The sequence below is a fragment of the Pseudomonas sp. B14(2022) genome, assembly GCF_012030485.1.
In the GTDB taxonomy this organism is placed as follows: Bacteria; Pseudomonadota; Gammaproteobacteria; order Pseudomonadales; family Pseudomonadaceae; genus Aquipseudomonas.
Genome location: NZ_JAAUVM010000035.1, coordinates 23,775 through 44,801 on the forward strand (window position 1 = coordinate 23,775; position 21,027 = coordinate 44,801).

Sequence of the window (21,027 nt, forward strand, 5' to 3'; positions counted from 1 at the left end):
CAGATGTGCTGCGCGGTATTACTTTTTACCCAGGCTGATCTGCTTGGACGGGCCGAAAGTCTGGCCGCTCACGCCCTTGGCAATTTGCTGGATTTCGCCACCGGACTTGAGGAAAGCAGCAATCTGGCTGTTGATCGATTCGCTGGTTTCAACGGCGGGAGCTGGCTTTGCTTTGCTGTTGGATGCTTTTACACGCATGGCGGCCACTAACCTGTAGAAAATTAACTTGGCCAGGCATCGTACAGGAAATACTTGACAATTGCTTGGTAAATATCCCCCGGGAATAAAAGCAGCAGCTGAAAACAGCCAAAGTTTATCTTTGAAATTAGCCCCTAACTTCCTGTTTTAACTCGAAACCACGGGCTGAGCCGGCACGGGTGGCGTGGCAAAATTCAGCCGAATGATCGGACGAGCGGGGCGGTGCCACTGGAACGCCAGGTAAACCCGCGATTTTTCAGGCGCGCGCGCGTGGCAGGCGCAACTCGGGTAGAATGCCGCCCACGCAATGAGGGTATTGGAAATGGCTTTAGTCGGGCGCTACAACAGCTTGCAAGTGGTTAAACACACTAACTTTGGTTTGTACCTCGATGGTGCGCAAGATGGCGAAATCCTCTTGCCTAATCGGTATATCCCCAAGGATATTCCCAGTGAAGATGAAGATTGGCTTAACGTTTTCATTTATCTGGACAGCGATGACAAACTTATCGCCACTACCGAAAAACCGAAAGTTCAAGTTGGCGAATTTGCCAGTTTGAAAGTCGTGGAAGTCAACAGCATTGGCGTGTTCCTCGACTGGGGTTTGCCAAAGGATCTGTTGCTCCCGTACTCGGAAGAAAAACGTCAGATGACCGCCGGTGAATACTGCGTGGTGCATGTCTATCTCGACAAACACACCAAGCGTATTACCGCCACCGCGCGCCTTGACCGCTACCTGGACAAGACGCCGGCCAACTACGTCGTGGGCCAGGAAGTCGACCTGCTGGTCGCCGAAGCCACCGACATGGGCTTCAAGGCGATCATCAACAACAAGCACTGGGGCCTGATCCACAAGAACGAAGTGTTCAAGTTCCTGCGCCCGGGCAAGGAAGAGAAAGGCTTTATCAAAGAGATCCGCGCCGATGGCAACATCAGCCTGAGCCTGCAACCGGTTGGCCAGGAAGCGGCTTCCAGCCTCAACTCGAAGATCCTCGCCAAGTTGCGTGAAAACAACGGCAGTTTGCCGGTCAGCGACAAGAGTGACCCGGCGGTGATCAGCAACTTGTTTGGCGTGAGCAAAGGCAACTTCAAGAAGGCCATTGGTGCGCTCTACAAGCAGGGCCAGATCGTGATTCACGCGGATCGCATTGAACTAAGCTGAGTGCGCTTTGCTCTCTGTAGGAGCGAGCTTGCTCGCGAAAAAGGTACATCCGACACCGTGATGCGCCTGGAATGTTTTCGCGAGCAAGCTCGCTCCTGCAGAGGCTGCATCAATGCCCAAGAAGTCTGTCTTCGCCTACCTCGGCACCTTGCTTGCCTTCCTGATCCTCGACGGCCTCTGGCTCGGTGTCCTCATGGGCCCGACCTACAAATCCCTGCTGGGCCCGCTGATGCTTGATCAGCCTCGCCTGTTGCCTGCCGTGCTGTTTTATCTCTTGTATGTCCTCGGTTGCGTGGTGTTCGTGGTCTTGCCCAGCGCCAGCTGGCAACGCGCGGCCCGACTGGGTGCGTTGCTGGGCCTGGTGGCCTACGGCACCTACGACCTGAGCAACTGGGCCACGCTGCAAGGCTGGTCTGGCGGATTGGCGATGATGGACATGGCCTGGGGCACCTTCCTCACAGCGGCGTGCTGCACGGTCGGGTACTTGTGTGCACATCGGGTGCACCGATGATTGTGTACAGGATTGATCTGCACCGTTGCTGAGCGCAATCCTCGTTACTAAACCTCCGTATACCCCTTTGGAGCGCCGTTGCAGAGGGATTGTGCTCTATTGGCACGTATTCTGCTGACTATCTCGTATACAAACCAGGCCGCCTCCCGTATGCACCCCGTGACGGAAGCGCAGGCCGGTATTACGAGGAGCCCAGCGATGATCGAACAATTGCCCAAAGGCTATAGCCCACGCCTTTACAACCAGGACCTGGGCCCACTGCCGCAAAAGTGGACCTGGTACAACATCTTTGCCTTCTGGATGAGTGACGTGCACAGCGTGGGTGGCTATGTGTTCGCCGCCAGTCTGTTCGCCCTGGGGCTGGCCAGTTGGCAGGTGTTGATTGCCTTGCTGGCAGGCATTTGCATCGTGCAATTGATTGCCAACCTGGTGGCCAAGCCCAGCCAGCAGGCCGCCGTGCCCTATCCAGTGATCTGCCGGTTGGCGTTTGGTGTGTTCGGCGCGAATATTCCCGCGGTGATTCGCGGCCTGATTGCGGTGGCTTGGTACGGAATTCAGACCTACCTGGCGTCGAGTGCCTTGATCATTGTGGTACTGCGCTTTTTCCCACAGATGGCGGTGTATGCAGAGCCGCATTTTGCTGGCCTGTCTTACCTGGGTTGGTTTGGTTTCCTCAGTTTATGGGTGTTGCAGGCGGCCGTGTTCTGGGCCGGCATGGAGTCCATTCGCCGCTTTATCGATTGGGCGGGGCCGGTGGTCTACGCGGTGATGTTTGCCCTGGCCGGCTGGATCGTGTGGAAGGCAGGGTGGGCGAATATCAGTTTTACCCTGTCGGAAAAATCCCTGTCGGGTTGGCAGGCGGTCGGTCAGGTGATCGTGGCGACGGCGCTGGTGGTGTCGTACTTTTCCGGGCCGACCCTGAATTTCGGTGATTTCAGCCGTTACTGCCGCAGTATGCAGGATGTGCGGCGCGGCAACTTCTGGGGCCTGCCGGTGAACTTCCTGGCGTTTTCCCTGGTGACCGTGGTCATCGTCTCGGGCACTTTGCCGGTGTTTGGTGAAATGCTCCATGACCCGATCGCGACCGTCTCGCGTATTGATAACAGCATGGCGGTGCTGCTCGGCGCTTTTGCCTTTGTCACGGCCACCATTGGCATCAACATTGTCGCCAACTTCGTTTCCCCGGCGTTCGACTTCGCCAACGTCGCACCGAGCAAAATCAGCTGGCGCGCCGGCGGCATGATCGCCGCCGTGGCTTCGATCTTCATCACCCCGTGGAACCTGTTCAATAACCCGCTGATGATCCACTACACCCTGGATATTCTCGCGGCCTTTATCGGCCCGTTGTTCGGGATTTTGCTGGTGGACTTCTACCTGATCAAAAAGCAGAAGATCGACGTGGACGCGCTGTTCGATGACAGCCCGAGCGGGCGCTACTACTTCGATGGCGGTGTGAACTGGACGGCGGTCAAGGCGTTGGTGCCTGCGACACTGGTGGGTGTCGCGATCACCTTCACGCCGGCGTTGCAGGGCATGGCTAACTTTGCCTGGTTTACCGGTTGCTTCCTGGGTGGGCTGTTTTTTCTGGTGTTGGCGCGGCGAGAGCAGGTTCGCGCGCCGGCACCGTTGGTCGCGGGCTGACCAACACCCCTCCCGCCGCTAACAGGCCTGCACCGGCGATCACCAGCGCGGGTTGCAGGCCACCGCTCAGGTGGCTGCTCACCGACGCCAGCAACGGTCCACTCAATTGGCCGATGGCAAAGCTGGCGGTCAACAGCCCGGTGTTGCGCTGATAGCCGTGGGGCGCAATCTCCCGCAGGCGCGCCATCACCAACTGCATGCAGGCCAGGAATGGCGCGCCGCACAGCAACACCCCCAGCGCCAGCCCCCAACCGTTACCCAGCAGGCAGGCGAATACGCCGGCCGCTTGCAGCCACAACGTAGTCATCAGCCAGCGACGGGTGGTGTCCGGGTCCTTGGGACGCAGGCTTGCGACCACCACGCCAATCGCCGCCGCCAAACCAAAGCAGGGCCAGAACAGATCGGCCTGCCAGGCGCCCTTGAATTGCGCGCTGGCCATTTGTGACAGGAACGTCGCGGGAATGATGTAGCCCAGGCCGAACAACACATAGATCCAGCACAGGTGGGTAGTGCTGCCGTTGCTGGCCGTGTCGGCGTGGCTTGCAACAGGCGCAGTAACGGCGGACGGCTGGGGCAGGAAGGGCAAGATTGCCAGTAGCATCACCAGCGCCACCCCACCATAGATCAGCCACAACGTTGCAGAGCTCTGGTCCAACAGGTTGGAGCCCAGCGCGAGTAACCCGGTCAGCACAATCCCCAGCCCCGGCCCGGCAAACACCAGGGCACCCAGGCGTGCACGCCCGGCGGCAATCGCCAGCGGCTGGCTCAGGCTGGTGATCATCACCAGTGCCCAGGCACTCGCAACGCCGGTTCCGAAACGCAGCAGCAAGTGCGGCCAGAACCCATGGGCCCAGTACGACGCCAGGGTCAGCAACACGCACAACCATAGCCCGCCATACAGGCGACCCCGCACATGGTGATGGCTGCGCGCAAAAATCGAATCCACCGCGCCCACGAAGTAGCCCAGGTAATTGGCCGCCGCGATCAGTCCGGCGCCGGTCAGGTCGATCTGTCCTTCACTGAGCAAGTGGGGCATTTGCGGGGTGAGTGCGAAGCGGCCGATGCCCATGGCCATCATCAGGGCGATAAAGCTGGCGAGTAAGCGGATCGGGGGTGACATGGTCAGGTGCCCTGCTGGTAAGCGAATACCGTCAGGCTAAAGCGGATTGACTTTCTGTAAAAATGAATAATAGTGAGCAACTTGTTCAGTTTTGGAGAAAGGTGTGGAATTCAGTCAATTGCGGATTTTCCAGGCCGTCGCGGAAGAGGGCTCCATCACCCGCGCTGCCGAGCGCCTGCATCGAGTACCATCGAACTTGTCGACCCGGCTCAAGCAGATGGAAGAACAGCTGGGCGTGGAGTTGTTTGTGCGCGAACGCCAGCGCTTGCAGCTTTCTCCGGCAGGCAAGGTATTGCTGGACTACAGCACCCGTCTGCTGGCGCTGCACGATGAAGCCCATGGCGCCGTGCAAGGCGGGCAACCGGCCGGCGATTTTGTACTGGGCAGCATGTACAGCACGGCGGCGGTGCATTTGCCGAAGTTGTTGGCGCGTTATCACAAGGCGTACCCGATGGTTAACTTGCAGGTGCAATCGGCGCCCAGCGGTGAATTGCTCGAAGGGTTAATTACCGGGCGCCTGGATGCTGCTTTTGTGGACGGGCCCATCACTATCGCCTCGTTGGACGGTGTAGCCCTGTGCGAAGAGCGCCTGGTGCTCATATGCGAAGCCGACCATCCGCCGGTGCGCGGGCCACAAGACGTTGCGGGCCGTTCGGTGTTCACTTTCCGCCGCAGCTGTGCCTATCGCACGCGCCTGGAAACCTGGTTTTCCCACGAGCACGTCGCCATGGGGCGAGCGATTGAGATCGAGTCTTATCAAGGCATGCTTGCCTGTGTCATCGCCGGTTCTGGCGTGGCGCTGATGGCCGAATCCATGCTCGACAGCTTGCCGGGCAAGGACAGCGTGTCCGTTCATCCGCTGACAGGGCATTTTGCCACTGCGACCACCTGGCTGATGTGGCGAAAGGGTATGCTCGGCGCTAACCTCAATGCATGGATCGACCTGCAGCAAGAGGGCAGGGCCGAGGTCCTGCAAGACGCACGTGCGATTGCTTGAACGATCCGTCAGGATTTGGACCAATTCAGTAATAGTTCGTTGTGGTTTCGTTCAAGCAATACGTAGGACTTAGGGCTACTATCAGTGTAGGAAAAGGCGACAGAACTTGCGCCTACCAGCATTACCCTCAAAGGGGGCAAACCATGAAAGAGAAAATTCAAAACTGGCTCCACGACCTCGGCGTTGCGCTGGGCCTGATCGAGCCACCGCTGCAACCGGTGCCCATTCGTACCGATGACGAGCAGCGTCGTCCTCGCCGCAGATAATCTCCGGTCGAAGCAGGATTAAAGGTGGGAGCGGGCTTGCTCGCGAATGCGGTGTGTCAGTTAACGGAATGATTGACTGATCCAGCGCTTTCGCGGGCGAGCCCGCTCTCACAGTTTGTTTTGCACCAGTCCTATCTCCCGCCGCCCGAGTCACCCCTCGCGATAACCCCCTCACTCCACAACACTCACTCGCCTCAGGTGATCTGAACAATCGTTCCGATGGAAGCGTCTGCTTCCAGGAGATGTCTGTTGTTCCTCTGTGACACGGGGAGTAGTCCGAATCTATGCAGGTCAGTCAGGCTTTTGACTTTCAAGTGTCGGAATCAGGCTACTTGTTCATCAGAAACGGCTGGCTTATTCAATTCAAACGATGAGCGTAGGTTGAGTTCCTCAAGGGCATTTTAATAACGCCCCACCCTTCATTGAATGGCTCTCTGCGAGGCATTAGTCAGTCAGAATTGCTGGAGACACAGCTATGAGGCTCTCTTCCATTCCGCCAGTCGCCGCGTCCCTTATCGCCATAACCGGAAATATCCTGCATCTCGCACCGGTGTCGAGAGCCTGGAAGGCTCACGCACCCAGCAATGTAGTGTTCTTTCCCCCGACATTGACCAAACACGATCTGCTCATACAGATCGGTCTCCTGAGTCCATCGGCGATCATTGTCGGGGACCAGGCGATCGATGCCGACGTCATCGCCCAATGGCGCATATCCCACCCGTTTGGCGAGCTCCATTTGATCCGCAGAGGTACGAGCCTGGATAAGGTGCGAATGGACCTTTGCGGTTCCAACGACATCCGCGTGGTCAATACGCCGGGGGTCAACGCGCCGCATGTTGCCGCCTATATGGCACGCTGGCTGACACTCGCCGATGGCTCCCTGCCCCGTGACATCTGTGTACTGGGATACGGCAACGTGGGCAGAGAGCTGGTCAAGGTGTTGCTTGATCGGGATCCTGAGGTTCGGATCAAGGTATTGGATCGACAGGGTCCGAGGCCGGACACTCTCGGCAAAGCCTGTTCCGACAGTCGAGTGTCCTTTGGTCTGGACTGGCACGAGGTGCTGGAGGGGGCTCGTACTGTCGCTATCTGTTTATCCCTGAATGATGAGTCCACCCATCGCATTGATCAGGCCCTCATTCAGTGCCTGCACACGCAAGCTCGCCTGGTCTGCGTCGCCAAGCCGGATGTCTTCAGCGACGACGCGTTGCGGGCCCTGGCAACGGCTGAAGGTATCCAGCTTGTATTGGACTACGGGCCTGGGACACTCGATGCATTTCGGGGGCGCGCGCAGGCACTCGGCTGCAGTGTCTCCAAGTGGCGTAAACCTGCGACCCTTACAACCCAGGCGGCAATGACTGAAGCCTGCCATGGCGACCTTGACTATGCCGTCTCAATTCAACTGAGCCTGACCGCCTTGCGCTGCCTGGTCAGGCGCAAACTTGCCCACTCATTGACGATCCCCGCGCAACAGGCAGATGCTGGCGCGCCGCGCGTGTCGATAATTGGCAGAGGTATCAACGGCCTGCTTCAAGCCGTGATGTTGCGCCTGGCCAACTATCAGGTCTCGGTCTACGGAGGACATCAGCAGAGCGATGGAGCCAGTCATAAGCAGGTGAACATGCGCCATCTGTCAGCCACGGAGACGACTGCAAAGCCGCTGAGTAACGATTATCTAACGCCTGGAAATCAGTACTTGGCCGTAGAGTGCAATCGCGCAGGCATTGAGCTGTTTGAAAAGTTTCTGGCTGACAATCCATCGATTGACGCATCGGGCGACGACCTGGGGTTTGCGCACTTGATGGATGAGATAGTCACGCTTTTGCAGCGTTCTGGGGTTCAGTTCATGCCCCAGTATCTGAGCCCAACCCAAATTGCTGATATGAGCAGAGAGCACTTCGTCGTCACGCCCATGGGAGCAGAGGAAACGGATGGACTGTCGATAGTCTATTGCTCCGCCTACAACCGCATTGCCGCCGGAGGCACATATGCCGGGGGGACGACGCAGGGATTGGTGTGGGCTTCATTGGTCCAGGAGATCATCCAGGCAAAGGCGTCTGCAGGTTCGGCACGGTATTAATGAAAAAACGGGTGCGACATCCGACGTCGCACCCGCTGAAAAAACCGCTCTAAACCCCCTATTTCTTACACCGTCCGAGCCACCTGCGCCTGTGGCCGGCGTGACAACACACTCACCAGCACAAAACTCACCAGCGCCACCGCCAGGCTGTAGTAGATCGGCGTGTTCGCATCCAACCCATCCTTGAACATGAACACCAGCGCCGTCACGAAGCCCAGGGTCATGGACGTGATTGCGCCCGGCGTGGTCGCCCGCTTCCAGAAGATCGCGCCGATCAGCGGGATCAGCATGCCACCCACCAGCAGGTTGTAGGCCAGGGTCAGGGCGCTGATCACGTCATTGACCACCAATGCGATGCCCAGCACGACGATACCGGTCAGCAGGGTGAACAGGCGGTTGATTGCCAGGCTCGATTGTTTACCGCCGCGCAAACGTGGCAGCAGGTCTTCGGTCAATACGGTGGAGGCGGCGAGCAAGCCGGCGCTGGCGGTGGACATCATCGCCGCCAGTGCCGCAGCGATCACCAGGCCACGAATCCCGTCTGGCAGCGAGACTTTGACGATGGCCGCAAACGCGTTGTTGACGTTATCCAGGTCCGGAATCAGTACATGGGCCGCCATGCCGATCAGTGCACAGGCCAGGCCGTAGAGGATGCAGTAGAAACCGGCGAAAGTGCCTGCGTACTTGGCAACCTTTTCGTCACGGGCGGTGAACACTCGCTGCCAGATGTCCTGGCCGATCAGGATGCCGAAGAAGTAGATCATGAAGTAGGTAATGATCGTTTCCCAGCCGATCGCGGTGAAGCTGAAGCTCGATGCCGGCAGCTTGGCCACCAGCTCATCCCAGCCGCCGACGCGGTACAGGCAGATCGGCAGCAGGATAAACATCAGGCCGACGGTCTTGATCACGAACTGCACGATGTCAGTGAGGGTCAACGACCACATGCCGCCGATGGTCGAGTAGACCACCACCACACCACCGCCCAGCAACACCGAAATCCAGAACGGCAGGCCGAACAACACTTGCAGCACCGTGCCGATGGCCAGGATCGAGGTCACGCCGATCATCAGCGCGTAGGCCAGCATGATCACCGCACTCGCTTGGCGGGCCATGGGGTTGTAGCGCTTTTCCAGCACCTGGGTGACGGTGAAGATTTTCAGCTTCAACAGCGGCTTGGCCAGGAACAGGTTCAGCGCGATGATCCCCATGCCCAGCGCGGCACACAGCCAGAAGCCGGAGATGCCATGCACGTAACCCAGGCGCACAGTACCGACGGTGGATGCCCCCCCCAGTACCGTGGCGGCCATAGTGCCCATGTACAGCGACGGGCCCAGGTTCCGACCGGCCACCAGGTAGTCTTCGTGGGTCTTGGCGCGGCGCATGCCGTAATAGCCGAGCACGAGCATGCCGGCGGCGTAGATGAGTACGACGAATAAATCCAAAGCCATGACGGCGGGTCTCCGATTATTGTTTTAGGTAACAGGCGAACTTGTTGTGGGAGCGGAGCTTGCTCCCGCAGGGCTGCGAAGCGGACTATTGGGGCCATACACCGAAGCCGGCTCTGGAAACACACGCAGTAACGTCAGGTAAACCACTGACGCCAACCCCAGCGTCACCGGCAGGCTGATATCGATGCCGTTCGCCAGGTTGCCCAGCGGCCCGACAAACTGACCCGGCAAGTTGACAAAGCACAGGCCCACCAGCGCGCTCGGAATCCAGGCCCCCAGCCCGCGCCAGTTCCAGCCATGGCTGAACCAGTAGCGGCCGCCGGTTTCACCACGGGTGAAGACCTGCAGGTCATCCGGGCAGTAGAAGCCGCGACGTACGATCAGGCCGATGATCATCATCACCATCCACGGCGTGGTGCAGGTGATGATCAGCACGGCGAAGGTCGATACGCTCTGCACCAGGTTGGCGGCGAAACGTCCGATAAAGATGAAGGCAATCGACATCACCCCGATCAGCAGCGTGGCCTTGACCCGCGACAGCAGGCGCGGGAACACGCTGGACATATCCAAGCCGGTGCCATACAGCGAGGTGGTGCCGGTGGACATGCCGCCAATCACTGCGATCAGGCACACCGGCAGGAAGAACCAGGCGGGTGCCACCGCCAGCAGGCCGCCGACGTAGTTGTTGGCCGCGATGTAGTCCGGCGCCTTGATCGCCACGATGGTCGCGGTGGCCAGGCCGAACAGGAACGGGATCAAGGTGGCGATTTGTGCCAGGACCACCGCCAGCATGATGCGCATTTTCGGCGTCTCACGCGGGATATAACGTGACCAGTCACCCAGGAACGCCCCGAAGGAAATCGGGTTGCTCATGGCCACCAGCGCCGCGCCGATAAAGGCCGCCCAGAAGCCGGTCTGGCCCAGGGCTACGGTGCCGGCGAAGTGGCTGTCGAAGGTCGGCGCGAACGCGAAGATGCCCAACAGAAACAGCAGGCTTGCCGCCCAGACCGCAATGCGGTTGACCCACAACATAAAGCGAAAGCCGTAGATGCACACCGTCAGTACAAGCATGGCAAATACGCCGTAGGCCAGGCCCAGGGTCAGGTCGGTTTCCGGCAGGCCGATCAGCCGTTTCGCACCGCCGACCAGCGCATCGCCTGAACTCCACACCGACAGTGAGAAGAAGGCAATCGCCGTCAGCAGTGACAGAAACGAACCGACAATCCGCCCGTGCACGCCGAAGTGCGCACCGGAAGACACCGCGTTGTTGGTGCCATTGATTGGCCCGAACAGGCCCATGGGGGCGAGGATCAACGCACCCACCAGCACACCCAGCACAATCGCCCAGACGCCAGCCTGGAACGACAGGCCGAACAACACCGGAAAGGAACCTAGCACAGCGGTGGCAAAGGTATTGGCGCCGCCGAAGATCAGGCGGAACAGATCCTTGGGGGTGGCCGTACGCTCGTTGTCCGGGATCTGTTCGACCCCGTTGGTTTCTATTTTGCGAATACTTTTATCGTTGTTTTTATTATTCATGATCAGCTCCGATCACAGTGGCTAAGGGGGCGGCAGCCCTTCCGGCATAGCGGACAAATGTTCGTGACAGGCCAGCCACAGGCCTTCTTGTTGTTCTGTGCGAGATCCTTGGCGTTTGAAGACAATGGTCTCGCGTTCCTGGCTGAAAAATTGCTCCCCGTTCATGCGCAGCTCGGTGGCCACGTCATGAATAAATATCGCCACGTCACCCTGCAGGCTGACCACGGCGTTGCTCGAGGTGCAGGACAGCACCTCGAACCCTTCATCCCGACGCCAGCTGTCCCACAACGCCTGGTAGGCATCGCGACTGAGCAGCGGCTGGGGGAGGGTGTAAAACACAAAGCTGGCATCGGCCGTGAACGCGCCGAAGTAGGCGGCGCGGTCGTTGCGCGCAAACGCCGACACCAGGTCGGCGGCGGCTTTCAATACCTGCGGCACGCTCATCAACGGTGCGCCACGCCAGGCAGTACGCAGAGCATCTCGTACAGCAGGTTGGCGCCCAGCAGCGAGGTGTTGCCGGTGGTGTCGTAGGGCGGCGAAACTTCTACCAGATCGCAACCAACCAGGTCGAGGCCCTGGCAGCCACGGATGATTTCGATCGCCTGGATGGTGGTCAGCCCGCCAATTTCCGGGGTGCCGGTGCCGGGCGCCCAGGCCGGGTCGATGCCGTCGATATCGAAGCTCAGGTACACCGGGCCGCCGCCGACTTTTTCCCGCACCTCGGCCATCAGTGGCGCGAGGGAGTGGTGCCAGCATTCTTCGGCCTGCACCACACGGAAGCCCTGTTTGCGGCTCCAGTTAAAGTCCTCGGCGGTGTAGCCCTGGGCGCGCAGGCCGATCTGCACCACGCGGTCGCAATCAAGCAGGCCTTCTTCCACGGCGCGGCGGAAGGTGGTGCCGTGGGCGATTTTCTCGCCGAACATATGGTCGTTGACGTCGGCGTGGGCATCGATGTGCACCAGCCCGACCTTGCCGTGTTTTTTGTGGATCGCCCGCAGGATCGGCAAGGTAATCGTGTGGTCGCCGCCCAAAGTCATCGGGATCACGTTGTGCTCGAGAATCTCATCGTAGGCCTCTTCGATGATGCGCACGGCGTCCAGCAGGTTGAAGGTGTTGATCGCAACGTCGCCAATATCCGCTACTGACAGCGAGTCGAATGGCGCGGCGCCGGTGGCCATGTTGTAGGGGCGGATCATCACCGACTCGGCGCGGATTTCACGCGGCCCGAAGCGGGTGCCGGCACGCAGCGAGGTGCCGATGTCCAGGGGCACGCCGATAAAGGCCGCATCCAGGCCCTTGGCCGATTGCAAGTGGGGAAGACGCATCATGGTGGCGATGCCGGCGAAGCGCGGCATTTCGTTGCCGCCCAGTGGTTGGTGGAAAATCTTGTCCACGGGATTGCCTCATCGTTGTTGTGTTTATCAGGGGCCGATTCTGCGAAATGCGCAGGAAGGGAAGAATCGGCAGGGGCAAATACTTAGTTCAGATTTTTCTAAACTAAAGCGCGCAGGTAGACTGCTGAGATCTATACCCGGAGCCAACCATGGCCAACGCCTTGCCCGACCTGAAACTCCTGCGCATCTTCGTCAGCGTCGTGCGCCACCAGGGCTTTGCCAACGCCCAGCACGAACTCAACCTGTCCACGTCGGCCATCAGCACCTATATGAGCCAGTTGGAAAGCGCGTTGGGCCTGGTGCTGTGCCATCGCGGGCGGGGTGGGTTCAGCCTGACCAGCAAGGGCGAGCTGTTTCACCAGGAAACCCTGCGCCTGCTGGGTGAGCTGGAAGGCTTCGAGCAATACGCCGCCGCGCTCAAGGGCGAGCTACGCGGCACGCTCAAGCTCGGCGTGCTCGACTCCACCGTAAGCGACAACGCCTTGCCGTTCGCCGAGGTTATCGGCGCCTATAGCCTGGAGCACCCGGCGGTGCACCTGAATTTATCGGTGATGAGCCCTTACGAACTGCAACTCGGTGTGCAGGATAACCGCCTGGACCTGGCCATCGGCGCCTTTTCCAATCGCATGAGCGGGCTGATCTACATGCCGCTGTACCGCGAGCAACACTGGTTGTATTGCAGCACCCGCCATCCGTTGTTCAACGAGCGTCGCATCCCTGAACAAGTGATCACCCAGCAACGCATGGTCGGCCGCGGTTACTGGAGCCAGGCCGAACTGGCGCGCCACGGCTTCAAGCACAGCGCCGCTACCGTGGAAAGTATGGAGGCGCAGCTGATCCTGGTGCTCTCCGGTGCCTACATCGGCTACCTGCCCGAACACTACGCCCAGGCCTGGGCCGACAAGGGCGACCTGCGCGTATTGCTGCCCGCCACCTTCGGCTACCAGGCGCCGTTCTCGATGATCATGCGCCGGGGCCGCAGTCGCGAGCCGTTGATCCAGACCTTCCGCGATTTACTCAAAGCCCAGCTCAATCAGGCCTGAACAACCATGTCCCGACCCCAATGCTCCCGCTGCCTCAGGCCTGTTGTCCATTGCCTGTGCGCGCTGATCCCCAATCTCGACAGCCGTACCCGCGTGTTGCTGTTGCAGCACCCGAGCGAGGTCAACCATGCGCTCAACACCGCGCGGCTGGCGGCGCTGGGGTTGAACAATGCGCAGTTGGTAGTGGGCGAGGTCTTTGATGACCTGCCAACCTTGTTGAGCCCGCCCGGCTATCAGGCGCGGCTGTTGTTTCCGGCTGACGATGCACAGCCGTTGCAAGCCTATGCCCCCGGCGATCAGCCGCTGTTGCTGGTGGTGCCCGACGGCACCTGGCGCAAGGCGCGCAAACTGCTGCACCTCAATCCGTTGTTGGCGGCGCTGCCTCGAGTGACGCTGGTCGAGGGCGCCGTGTCTCGCTACCGATTACGCAAGGCGCCCGGGCCAGGGGCGTTGTCGACGGTGGAGGCGATTGTGCAGGCATTGCAGGTGCTGGAGGCGCCGGTGTCGTTTGAACCGTTGCTCAAGCCGTTTGACGCCTTGATCGAAGGGCAGATTGCGGCGATGGGGGAGGAGGTCTTTCAGAAAAATCATGGCGATGGGCATTTGGGCTAGGCGGGGTATCGACGCGCGGCCATCGGGAGTAAGCCCCCTCCCACATTCGACCGAGTTCCAGCATGAGAATGCGGTCCAGTGTGGGAGGGGGCTCGCTCCCGGCGGGGCCCTCAAGCTCACCCTCTTTTCCGCTTATTCCTTTAAGCCATAAGCACCGCACTTTGCGTGATATGGCCCGCCGACCTTTCCCGGTATGATGTTCGCCCCCGCAGTCTGGATTGCGAATACGCCATGACCTTGCAGTACCCTACAATCGCCGATTGCGTCGGCAACACGCCCCTGGTCCGCTTGCAACGCATGGCGGGTGAAACCAGCAATACCCTGTTGCTCAAGCTCGAAGGGAACAACCCGGCCGGCTCGGTAAAAGACCGCCCGGCGCTGTCGATGATCACCCGCGCCGAGCTGCGTGGGCAGATCAAGCCCGGTGACACCCTGATCGAAGCAACCTCCGGTAACACCGGGATCGCCCTGGCCATGGCCGCCGCGATCAAGGGTTACAAGATGGTGCTGATCATGCCCGACAACGGCAGCGCCGAGCGCAAGGCGGCGATGACCGCTTATGGCGCCGAGTTGGTGCTGGTCACCCAGGAAGAAGGCATGGAAGGCGCCCGCGACCTCGCTGAGCGCATGGCCGCCGAAGGCCGTGGCCAGGTGCTGGACCAGTTCGCCAATGGGGACAACCCCGAAGCGCACTACACCACCACCGGTCCGGAAATCTGGCGCCAGACCCAGGGCACCATCACCCATTTCGTCAGCTCCATGGGCACCACCGGCACCATCATGGGCAACTCGCGCTACCTCAAGGAGCAGAACCCGGCGATCCAGATCGTCGGCCTGCAACCGATGGAAGGTGCGGCCATCCCAGGCATTCGTCGCTGGCCCGAAGAGTATTTGCCGAAGATCTACAACGCGACGCGCGTGGACCGCATCATCGACATGGCCCAGCGTGAAGCCGAAGACACCACCCGCCGCCTGGCGCGTGAAGAAGGCATCTTCTGCGGCGTGTCGTCCGGCGGTGCCGTGGCGGGTATGTTGCGCTTGTCCAAGGAAGTGGAAAACGCGGTGATCGTCGCGATCATCTGTGACCGAGGCGACCGTTACTTGTCGACCGGCATTTTCGACGAACCCAACTGATGGCCAAGCACGAGAGAGGCCTGCGCTTCCAACCGACGGGCGGCAGCCGGGCCCCACAGATTCCCGTGGGCAAGAAGCAACGCCTGACCATCGAGCGTCTGGCCAACGACGGCCGCGGCATCGTGTTCTTTGAAGGCCGCACCTGGTTTGTGAACGGTGCGCTGGCCGGCGAAGAGGTTGAAGCGCGAGTGTTGGGCACCCACGGCAAAGTGGTCGAGGCCCGCACCGAACGCGTGTTCAAGGCCAGCGAGCTGCGTCGTCCGGCACCGTGCGCGCACTTCGGCCGCTGTGGTGGTTGCAGCGTGCAGCACTTGCCCCATGACGAACAACTTGCCCTGAAACAGCGCATGCTCGCCGAGCAACTGTCCCGCGTGGCCGGTGTCGAACCGCAGGAGTGGGCTGCACCGCTGAGCGGGCCGGAATTCGCTTACCGACGCCGCGCCCGCGTGGCCGTGCGCTGGGATGCCAAGGCGAAAAAACTCGAGGTGGGTTTCCGCGCCGTGGCCAGCCAGGACATCGTCGCCATCGATGATTGCCCGGTGCTGGTACAGGCCTTGCAACCGATCATGCAGCGCCTGCCGAACATGCTGCGTCGCTTGAGCAAACCTCAGGCCCTGGGGCATGTGGAGTTGTTCAGTGGCTCGTCCGTCGCCGTGCTGCTGCGGCATATGGCGCCGTTGTCGGACGCGGACCTGCTGATCCTGAAAGAATTTTGCAGCTTCCATGAAGCCCAGCTGTGGCTGCATGGGGAAGGTCAGCCGGAACCGATTGAGCCCGATCAATCACTAGGTTTCCGATTGGACGCGTGGAATTTGGAGTTGGCGTACCGACCAGGGGATTTTGTCCAGGTCAACGCCGGAGTCAACGAGGCGATGGTTGCCCAGGCCCTGGACTGGCTGGCGCCGCAGCCTGATGAGCGGGTGCTGGACCTGTTCTGCGGCCTGGGCAACTTTGCCCTGCCACTGGCGAAACAGGTGCGCGAAGTGGTGGCGGTGGAAGGTGTGCAGACCATGGTGGGCCGGGCTGCGCAGAACGCCATCAACAATAATTTGCATAATGCGCAGTTTTTTCAGGCCGATTTGTCCCAGCCTTTGACTGACGCGGAATGGGCCAAACAGGGCTTTTCTGCGGTACTCTTGGACCCACCCCGCGATGGTGCCCAAGAGGTTGTGCGCAAGCTCGCCACCCTGGGGGCCAAGCGCCTGGTGTATGTGTCCTGCAACCCGGCGACGCTGGCGCGGGACACGGTTGAGCTGGTCAAGCAAGGCTACCGGCTAAAACGTGCCGGGATCCTCGACATGTTTCCGCAGACAGCGCATGTCGAGGCCATGGCGTTATTTGAAGCGGGCTAGGATGCCCGTTTAATCCGACTGGCCTGCGTTCTCCAAGGCCTATGATCTGCCACGGAGTTCGCAGTAAAAAGGTCGGCGATGATTTTGGCGCATCCAAGGTGCGTCGTAGGGAAGGTAAGCAAGATGGTACAGGTGAGAGCACACCAGCCGATCAACACCGACGGCAGTATCAATCTCGAGGCATGGCTGGATCATGCCATCAGTGTCGACCCGGCACTGGACCGTGAAGCCTTGAAAGCAGCCTGCGAGTTCGCTCGCGAGTCTGAGCAACAAGACAATGCAGCCAAGAACCTTTGGGCCGAAGGCACTTCCAGCTTTCGCACCGGGTTGGAAATCGCCGAGATCCTCGCCGATCTCAAGCTGGACCAGGATTCACTGATCGCCGCCGTGCTCTATCGCGGCGTGCGTGAAGGGCACATTCAGTTGCCGACCGTCAGCCAGCGTTTTGGCGCGGTTGTGGCCAAGCTGATCGACGGCGTGCTGCGCATGGCCGCCATCAGCGCCAGCCTCAGCCCGCGCCAGTCCATGGTGCTGGGCACCCAGGGCCAGGTGGAAAACCTGCGCAAGATGCTGGTGGCGATGGTCGACGACGTGCGTGTCGCCCTGATCAAGCTGGCCGAGCGCACCTGCGCGATCCGTGCGGTGAAGACCGCCGACGACGAAAAGCGCAACCGCGTTGCCCGCGAAGTCTTCGACATCTACGCGCCGCTGGCCCACCGCCTGGGTATCGGCCATATCAAGTGGGAGCTGGAGGACTTGTCCTTCCGCTACCTCGAACCGGATCAATACAAACAGATCGCCACGTTGCTGCATGAGCGGCGGCTCGACCGCGAGCGTTTTATCAGCGACGTGATGGGCCAGTTGCGCGCCGAGTTGCAGGCCACCGGGGTCGATGCCGACATCAGCGGTCGTGCCAAACACATTTATTCGATCTGGCGCAAAATGCAGCGCAAGGGCCTGGCCTTCAGCCAGATCTACGATGTGCGCGCCGTGCGCGTTCTGGTACCGGAAATGCGCGACTGCTACACCGCGCTGGGTATCGTCCATACACTGTGGCGGCACATTCCCAAGGAGTTCGACGACTACATCGCCAACCCCAAGGAAAACGGCTACCGCTCGCTGCACACCGCCGTGATCGGCCCCGAGGGCAAGGTGCTGGAAGTGCAGATCCGCACCCACGCCATGCACGAAGAGGCAGAGCTGGGCGTGTGCGCGCACTGGCGCTACAAGGGCACCGACGTCAAGGCCGGGTCCAACCAGTACGAAGAGAAAATCTCCTGGCTGCGCCAAGTGCTGGAATGGCACGAAGAACTCGGCGACATCGGCGGCCTGGCCGAACAGCTGCGGGTGGATATCGAGCCGGACCGGGTCTACATTTTCACCCCCGACGGCCATGCCATCGACCTGCCCAAGGGCGCCACGCCGCTGGACTTCGCCTACCGTGTGCACACCGAGATCGGCCATAACTGCCGGGGCGCCAAGATCAACGGGCGCATCGTACCGCTCAACTACAGCCTGCAAACCGGCGAGCAGGTCGAGATCATCACCAGCAAGCACGGCACGCCGAGCCGCGACTGGCTGAACCCGAACCTGGGCTACATCACCACATCGCGGGCGCGGGCGAAGATCGTGCATTGGTTCAAGTTGCAGGCACGCGACCAGAACGTCGCCGCCGGCAAGACCCTGCTCGAACGCGAGCTGGGCCGCTTGGGCCTGCCGCAGGTGGACTTCGACAAGCTGGCCGAAAAAGCCAACATGAAGATTGCCGAAGACATGTTCGCCGCCCTCGGTGCCGGCGACCTGCGCCTGGCGCAACTGGTTAACCTGGCCCAGCAACTGGTCGAGCCGGAGCGCGGCAACGAACAACTGGAGCTGATCCCGCGCAAAGCCACCGGCTACAAGCCCGGCAAGCGCGGCGATATCCAGATCCAGGGCGTCGGTAACCTGTTGACGCAAATCGCCGGCTGCTGCCAGCCGTTGCCGGGGGATGCCATCGTCGGCTACATCACCCAGGGCCGTGGCGTGAGCATTCACCGCCAGGACTGCGCCTCGGTGCTGCAACTGGGCGGGCGCGAGCCGGAGCGGATTATCCAGGTCAGCTGGGGCCCGGTGCCGGTGCTCACCTACCCGGTGGACATCATCATCCGTGCCTACGACCGTTCCGGCCTGCTGCGTGACGTCTCGCAAGTGCTGCTCAATGAGCGCATCAACGTGCTGGCGGTCAACACCCGCTCGAATAAAGAGGACAACACTGCGCTGATGTCCCTGACCATCGAGATTCCGGGGCTGGACGCACTGGGGCGGTTGCTGGGACGGATTTCCCAGTTGCCGAACATCATTGAGACGCGGCGCAACCGTACCCCATGATTCGCGAAATGAATGCAGGCTAAAGGTGGGAGGGGGCTTGCTCCCGATAGCAGGCTGTCAGTTGATACATCTGGTGGCTGACGCACCGCTATCGGGAGCAAGCCCCCTCCCACACTGATCGGACACAGAAAGATGTATTCACTTGAAGACCTGCTGCACCTGATGAGCCGCCTGCGAGACCCGAAATACGGGTGCCCGTGGGACATCAAGCAAACCTACGCCACCATTGTCCCGCACACCCTGGAAGAGGCCTACGAAGTGGCCGACGCCATCGAGCGCGGCGACTTCGATCATCTGCAGGGTGAGTTGGGCGACCTGTTGTTCCAAGTGGTGTATTACAGCCAGCTGGCGCGGGAAGAAGGGCGTTTCGAATTTGCCGGGGTGATCGGCAGCATCACCCGCAAGCTGATTCGCCGTCATCCCCATGTGTTCCCGACCGGCGATCTGTATGCGCCGCTGGATATACCTCAGCTCAGCGAAGAACAGGTCAAGGAGCGCTGGGAGCAGATCAAGGCCGAGGAGCGTGCGGAAAAATCCGACGCGCCGGAGCAACTGTCCCTGCTGGACGATGTGCCGACTGCGTTGCCGTCCTTGTCCCGGGCCGCCAAGTTGCAGAAGCGCGCCAGCCAGGTCGGCTTCGACTGGCCATCGGCGTTGCCGGTGGTGGATAACGTGCGCGAAGAGCTGGATGAAGTGCTCGAAGCCATGGCTGACAACGACCCGGAGGCCATCGCCGATGAAGTCGGTGACCTGCTGTTCGCGGCGGTCAACTTGGCCCGTCACCTCAAGGTCGATCCGGAAACAGCACTGCGTGGCGCCAATGCAAAGTTCGAACGACGTTTCCGATTTATCGAACAGGCATTGCGCGACACCCACCAACCCATAGAAGATTGCACCCTCGAAGAGTTGGACGCCCTGTGGGGCGAAGCCAAACGTCAGGAAAAGAACGTGTCCAGCTGCGGTTGAGCAGTTGCCTAAGTGAGTAAGCACCATGAGCCTTTCCCTTCGCGACCAGTTGCTCAAAGCAGGTCTGGTCAACCAAAAGCAGGCCAAGCAGGTCGGCAAAGAAAAACAGAAGCAGCAGCGGCTGGTCCACAAGGGCCAGATCGAGGCCGATGACACCCAGGCTCGCCTGGCCGCCGAGGCGCTCGCCGAGAAGGTCAAGCGTGACCAGGAACTCAACCGCCAGCAGCAGGAAAAAGCCGAGGCCAAGGCCCGTACGGCCCAGGTCAAGCAACTGATCGAGACCTCGCGCCTGCCTAAGCTGACCACCGAGGACTACTACAACTTCGTGGATGACAAGAAGGTCAAGCGCCTGTCGGTCAACACGTTGATGCGCAACAAGCTGAGCAACGGCTCCCTGGCCATCGTGCATCACGGCGGTGGCTACGAGGTGATCCCGCGTGAAGCGGCGCTGAAGATCCAGGAGCGTGCACCGGAGCGTATCGTGCAGCTCAACATCCTCACCGAAAGCCAGGTGCCGGATGAGGACGATCCGTACGCCGCTTACCAGATCCCGGATGATCTGATGTGGTAAGGCTGTAGCAACGAATGGTGGCGAGCAGGCTTGCCCTGCGTTGGGCTGCGGAGCAGCCCCAGAACACACAAACCCCGCTCAAAAGGCGGGGTTTGTGTTTGATAGGCCCCCCCAGCTGCGTGGGGCTGGGGGGCCTACAGGATTTCGAAGTTTCAGGAGCTTTGTGCCTGGCGCTTCAACTCAAGCGATTCAAGCTCGTTTTTATAATTATGAGCATCGCTCTCGTTGTGAAACATGCCGACCAGCAGGTCTTGTTGGTGGACATCCCAGATATGAATCCCATGGCCCAGCGCTTCGTGGGACATATGTTCGTCGTCGCGTTCAGTTACTTTTACAGTCATCTGCTTGCTCCAATTTCTGGTGGGTATGCGGCAAGTCGTCGCAGGTCTTTTTATACGGTTTGTTAGCTTGCTAAGTAAACCGCTTTAGAGGTTTATGACAGAAGTTTCATGTTGGGCGGCAGCTTGATACGGCTGTGTTGGTCATGCCGGCGCCATCGGGATGTAGAACCGTAGACATCGTTTACATCTGAAACCGGGGACATCGTTTACACATTTGAGGCCTGGACGCGGGTCATACCTCGTCCAAGCCTCCCCAAGGGATAATCACACAGGTACAAATCCCAAGCA

Annotated in this window: 20 protein-coding genes; 13 read left to right on the plus strand and 7 right to left on the minus strand. The window is 60.3% G+C overall.

Going from position 1 to position 21,027, the window contains the following annotated elements; all coding sequences use genetic code 11:
- Window positions 1-18 precede the first annotated feature (18 nt).
- The gene (locus HCF10_RS29720) at window positions 19-198 is read right to left on the minus strand and encodes a hypothetical protein (RefSeq protein WP_003193095.1); all 180 of its coding nucleotides are present in this window, start codon (window positions 196-198) and stop codon (window positions 19-21) included.
- A gap of 322 nt (window positions 199-520) precedes the next feature.
- Between HCF10_RS29720 and HCF10_RS29725 the strand changes: the two genes are divergently transcribed.
- From HCF10_RS29725 to HCF10_RS29735, 3 genes are all read left to right on the plus strand, one after another.
- Window positions 521-1,357, plus strand: a complete 837-nt coding sequence (locus HCF10_RS29725) for a CvfB family protein (RefSeq protein WP_053133042.1) — start codon at window positions 521-523, stop codon at window positions 1,355-1,357.
- Between the two features lie 112 nt (window positions 1,358-1,469).
- Window positions 1,470-1,868: a DUF2177 family protein gene (locus HCF10_RS29730; protein ID WP_167656970.1), complete on the plus strand. Its 399-nt coding sequence runs from the start codon at window positions 1,470-1,472 to the stop codon at window positions 1,866-1,868.
- Window positions 1,869-2,066: 198 nt separating this feature from the next.
- Window positions 2,067-3,509 (plus strand): NCS1 family nucleobase:cation symporter-1, encoded by a 1,443-nt coding sequence (locus tag HCF10_RS29735; RefSeq protein WP_131698630.1) that lies wholly within the window; start codon window positions 2,067-2,069, stop codon window positions 3,507-3,509.
- On the opposite strand, the gene HCF10_RS29740 is transcribed toward HCF10_RS29735, so the two are convergent.
- Complete coding sequence (locus HCF10_RS29740) at window positions 3,421-4,629, minus strand: MFS transporter (protein ID WP_167656971.1); 1,209 nt, start codon at window positions 4,627-4,629, stop codon at window positions 3,421-3,423. The two genes, HCF10_RS29735 and HCF10_RS29740, sit on opposite strands and share 89 nt — an antisense overlap.
- Before the next feature lie 103 nt (window positions 4,630-4,732).
- Here HCF10_RS29740 and ptrR point away from each other — a divergent pair, with 103 nt between their 5' ends.
- The 3 genes from ptrR (at window position 4,733) to HCF10_RS29750 (ending at window position 7,972) form a co-directional block, all read left to right on the plus strand.
- Window positions 4,733-5,626: a putrescine utilization regulator PtrR gene (gene ptrR, locus HCF10_RS29745; RefSeq protein WP_131698628.1), complete on the plus strand. Its 894-nt coding sequence runs from the start codon at window positions 4,733-4,735 to the stop codon at window positions 5,624-5,626.
- Window positions 5,627-5,769: 143 nt separating this feature from the next.
- Window positions 5,770-5,892 carry a PA1414 family protein gene (locus tag HCF10_RS31740; protein ID WP_003193089.1) on the plus strand — a complete coding sequence of 41 codons (123 nt, stop codon included), beginning with the start codon at window positions 5,770-5,772 and terminating at the stop codon, window positions 5,890-5,892.
- 475 nt (window positions 5,893-6,367) lie between these two features.
- Window positions 6,368-7,972: an NAD(P)-dependent oxidoreductase gene (locus tag HCF10_RS29750; protein WP_167656972.1), complete on the plus strand. Its 1,605-nt coding sequence runs from the start codon at window positions 6,368-6,370 to the stop codon at window positions 7,970-7,972.
- Window positions 7,973-8,037: 65 nt separating this feature from the next.
- Here the strand turns inward: HCF10_RS29750 and HCF10_RS29755 are convergent, their stop codons facing one another.
- Genes HCF10_RS29755 through speB form a run of 4 tightly spaced genes read right to left on the minus strand, consistent with a single transcriptional unit; the run spans window position 8,038 to window position 12,353 of the window.
- Window positions 8,038-9,420 carry a sodium:solute symporter gene (locus HCF10_RS29755; RefSeq protein ID WP_167656973.1) on the minus strand — a complete coding sequence of 461 codons (1,383 nt, stop codon included), beginning with the start codon at window positions 9,418-9,420 and terminating at the stop codon, window positions 8,038-8,040.
- Between the two features lie 24 nt (window positions 9,421-9,444).
- On the minus strand, window positions 9,445-10,959 hold the full coding sequence (locus HCF10_RS29760; protein WP_131698625.1) for a purine-cytosine permease family protein: 1,515 nt from the start codon (window positions 10,957-10,959) through the stop codon (window positions 9,445-9,447).
- A 21-nt stretch (window positions 10,960-10,980) separates the two neighbouring features.
- Window positions 10,981-11,403, minus strand: coding sequence for a YybH family protein (locus HCF10_RS29765; protein ID WP_145336990.1), 423 nt, complete (start codon window positions 11,401-11,403; stop codon window positions 10,981-10,983).
- The gene (speB, locus tag HCF10_RS29770; RefSeq protein WP_027603787.1) at window positions 11,403-12,353 is read right to left on the minus strand and encodes an agmatinase; all 951 of its coding nucleotides are present in this window, start codon (window positions 12,351-12,353) and stop codon (window positions 11,403-11,405) included. The genes HCF10_RS29765 and speB overlap by 1 nt, the downstream gene beginning before the upstream one ends.
- A 149-nt stretch (window positions 12,354-12,502) precedes the next feature.
- Between speB and HCF10_RS29775 the strand changes: the two genes are divergently transcribed.
- From HCF10_RS29775 to HCF10_RS29805, 7 genes are all read left to right on the plus strand, one after another.
- Window positions 12,503-13,396, plus strand: coding sequence for a LysR family transcriptional regulator (locus HCF10_RS29775; RefSeq protein WP_131698623.1), 894 nt, complete (start codon window positions 12,503-12,505; stop codon window positions 13,394-13,396).
- Window positions 13,397-13,402: 6 nt separating this feature from the next.
- On the plus strand, window positions 13,403-14,008 hold the full coding sequence (locus HCF10_RS29780) for a tRNA-uridine aminocarboxypropyltransferase (RefSeq protein WP_145336989.1): 606 nt from the start codon (window positions 13,403-13,405) through the stop codon (window positions 14,006-14,008).
- A 231-nt stretch (window positions 14,009-14,239) separates the two neighbouring features.
- Window positions 14,240-15,142 carry a cysteine synthase CysM gene (gene cysM, locus HCF10_RS29785; protein WP_015885254.1) on the plus strand — a complete coding sequence of 301 codons (903 nt, stop codon included), beginning with the start codon at window positions 14,240-14,242 and terminating at the stop codon, window positions 15,140-15,142.
- Window positions 15,142-16,494, plus strand: coding sequence for a 23S rRNA (uracil(1939)-C(5))-methyltransferase RlmD (rlmD, locus tag HCF10_RS29790; RefSeq protein ID WP_131698621.1), 1,353 nt, complete (start codon window positions 15,142-15,144; stop codon window positions 16,492-16,494). The genes cysM and rlmD overlap by 1 nt, the downstream gene beginning before the upstream one ends.
- A gap of 123 nt (window positions 16,495-16,617) precedes the next feature.
- A complete protein-coding gene (relA, locus tag HCF10_RS29795) occupies window positions 16,618-18,861 on the plus strand; it encodes a GTP diphosphokinase (protein WP_027603791.1) in 2,244 nt (747 codons plus the stop codon).
- A gap of 132 nt (window positions 18,862-18,993) precedes the next feature.
- The gene (gene mazG / locus HCF10_RS29800) at window positions 18,994-19,827 is read left to right on the plus strand and encodes a nucleoside triphosphate pyrophosphohydrolase (RefSeq protein WP_167656974.1); all 834 of its coding nucleotides are present in this window, start codon (window positions 18,994-18,996) and stop codon (window positions 19,825-19,827) included.
- 25 nt (window positions 19,828-19,852) lie between these two features.
- Window positions 19,853-20,398 (plus strand): DUF2058 domain-containing protein, encoded by a 546-nt coding sequence (locus HCF10_RS29805; protein ID WP_167656975.1) that lies wholly within the window; start codon window positions 19,853-19,855, stop codon window positions 20,396-20,398.
- A gap of 152 nt (window positions 20,399-20,550) precedes the next feature.
- Here the strand turns inward: HCF10_RS29805 and HCF10_RS29810 are convergent, their stop codons facing one another.
- The gene (locus HCF10_RS29810; RefSeq protein WP_131698619.1) at window positions 20,551-20,739 is read right to left on the minus strand and encodes a hypothetical protein; all 189 of its coding nucleotides are present in this window, start codon (window positions 20,737-20,739) and stop codon (window positions 20,551-20,553) included.
- Between the last annotated feature and the right edge of the window lie 288 nt (window positions 20,740-21,027).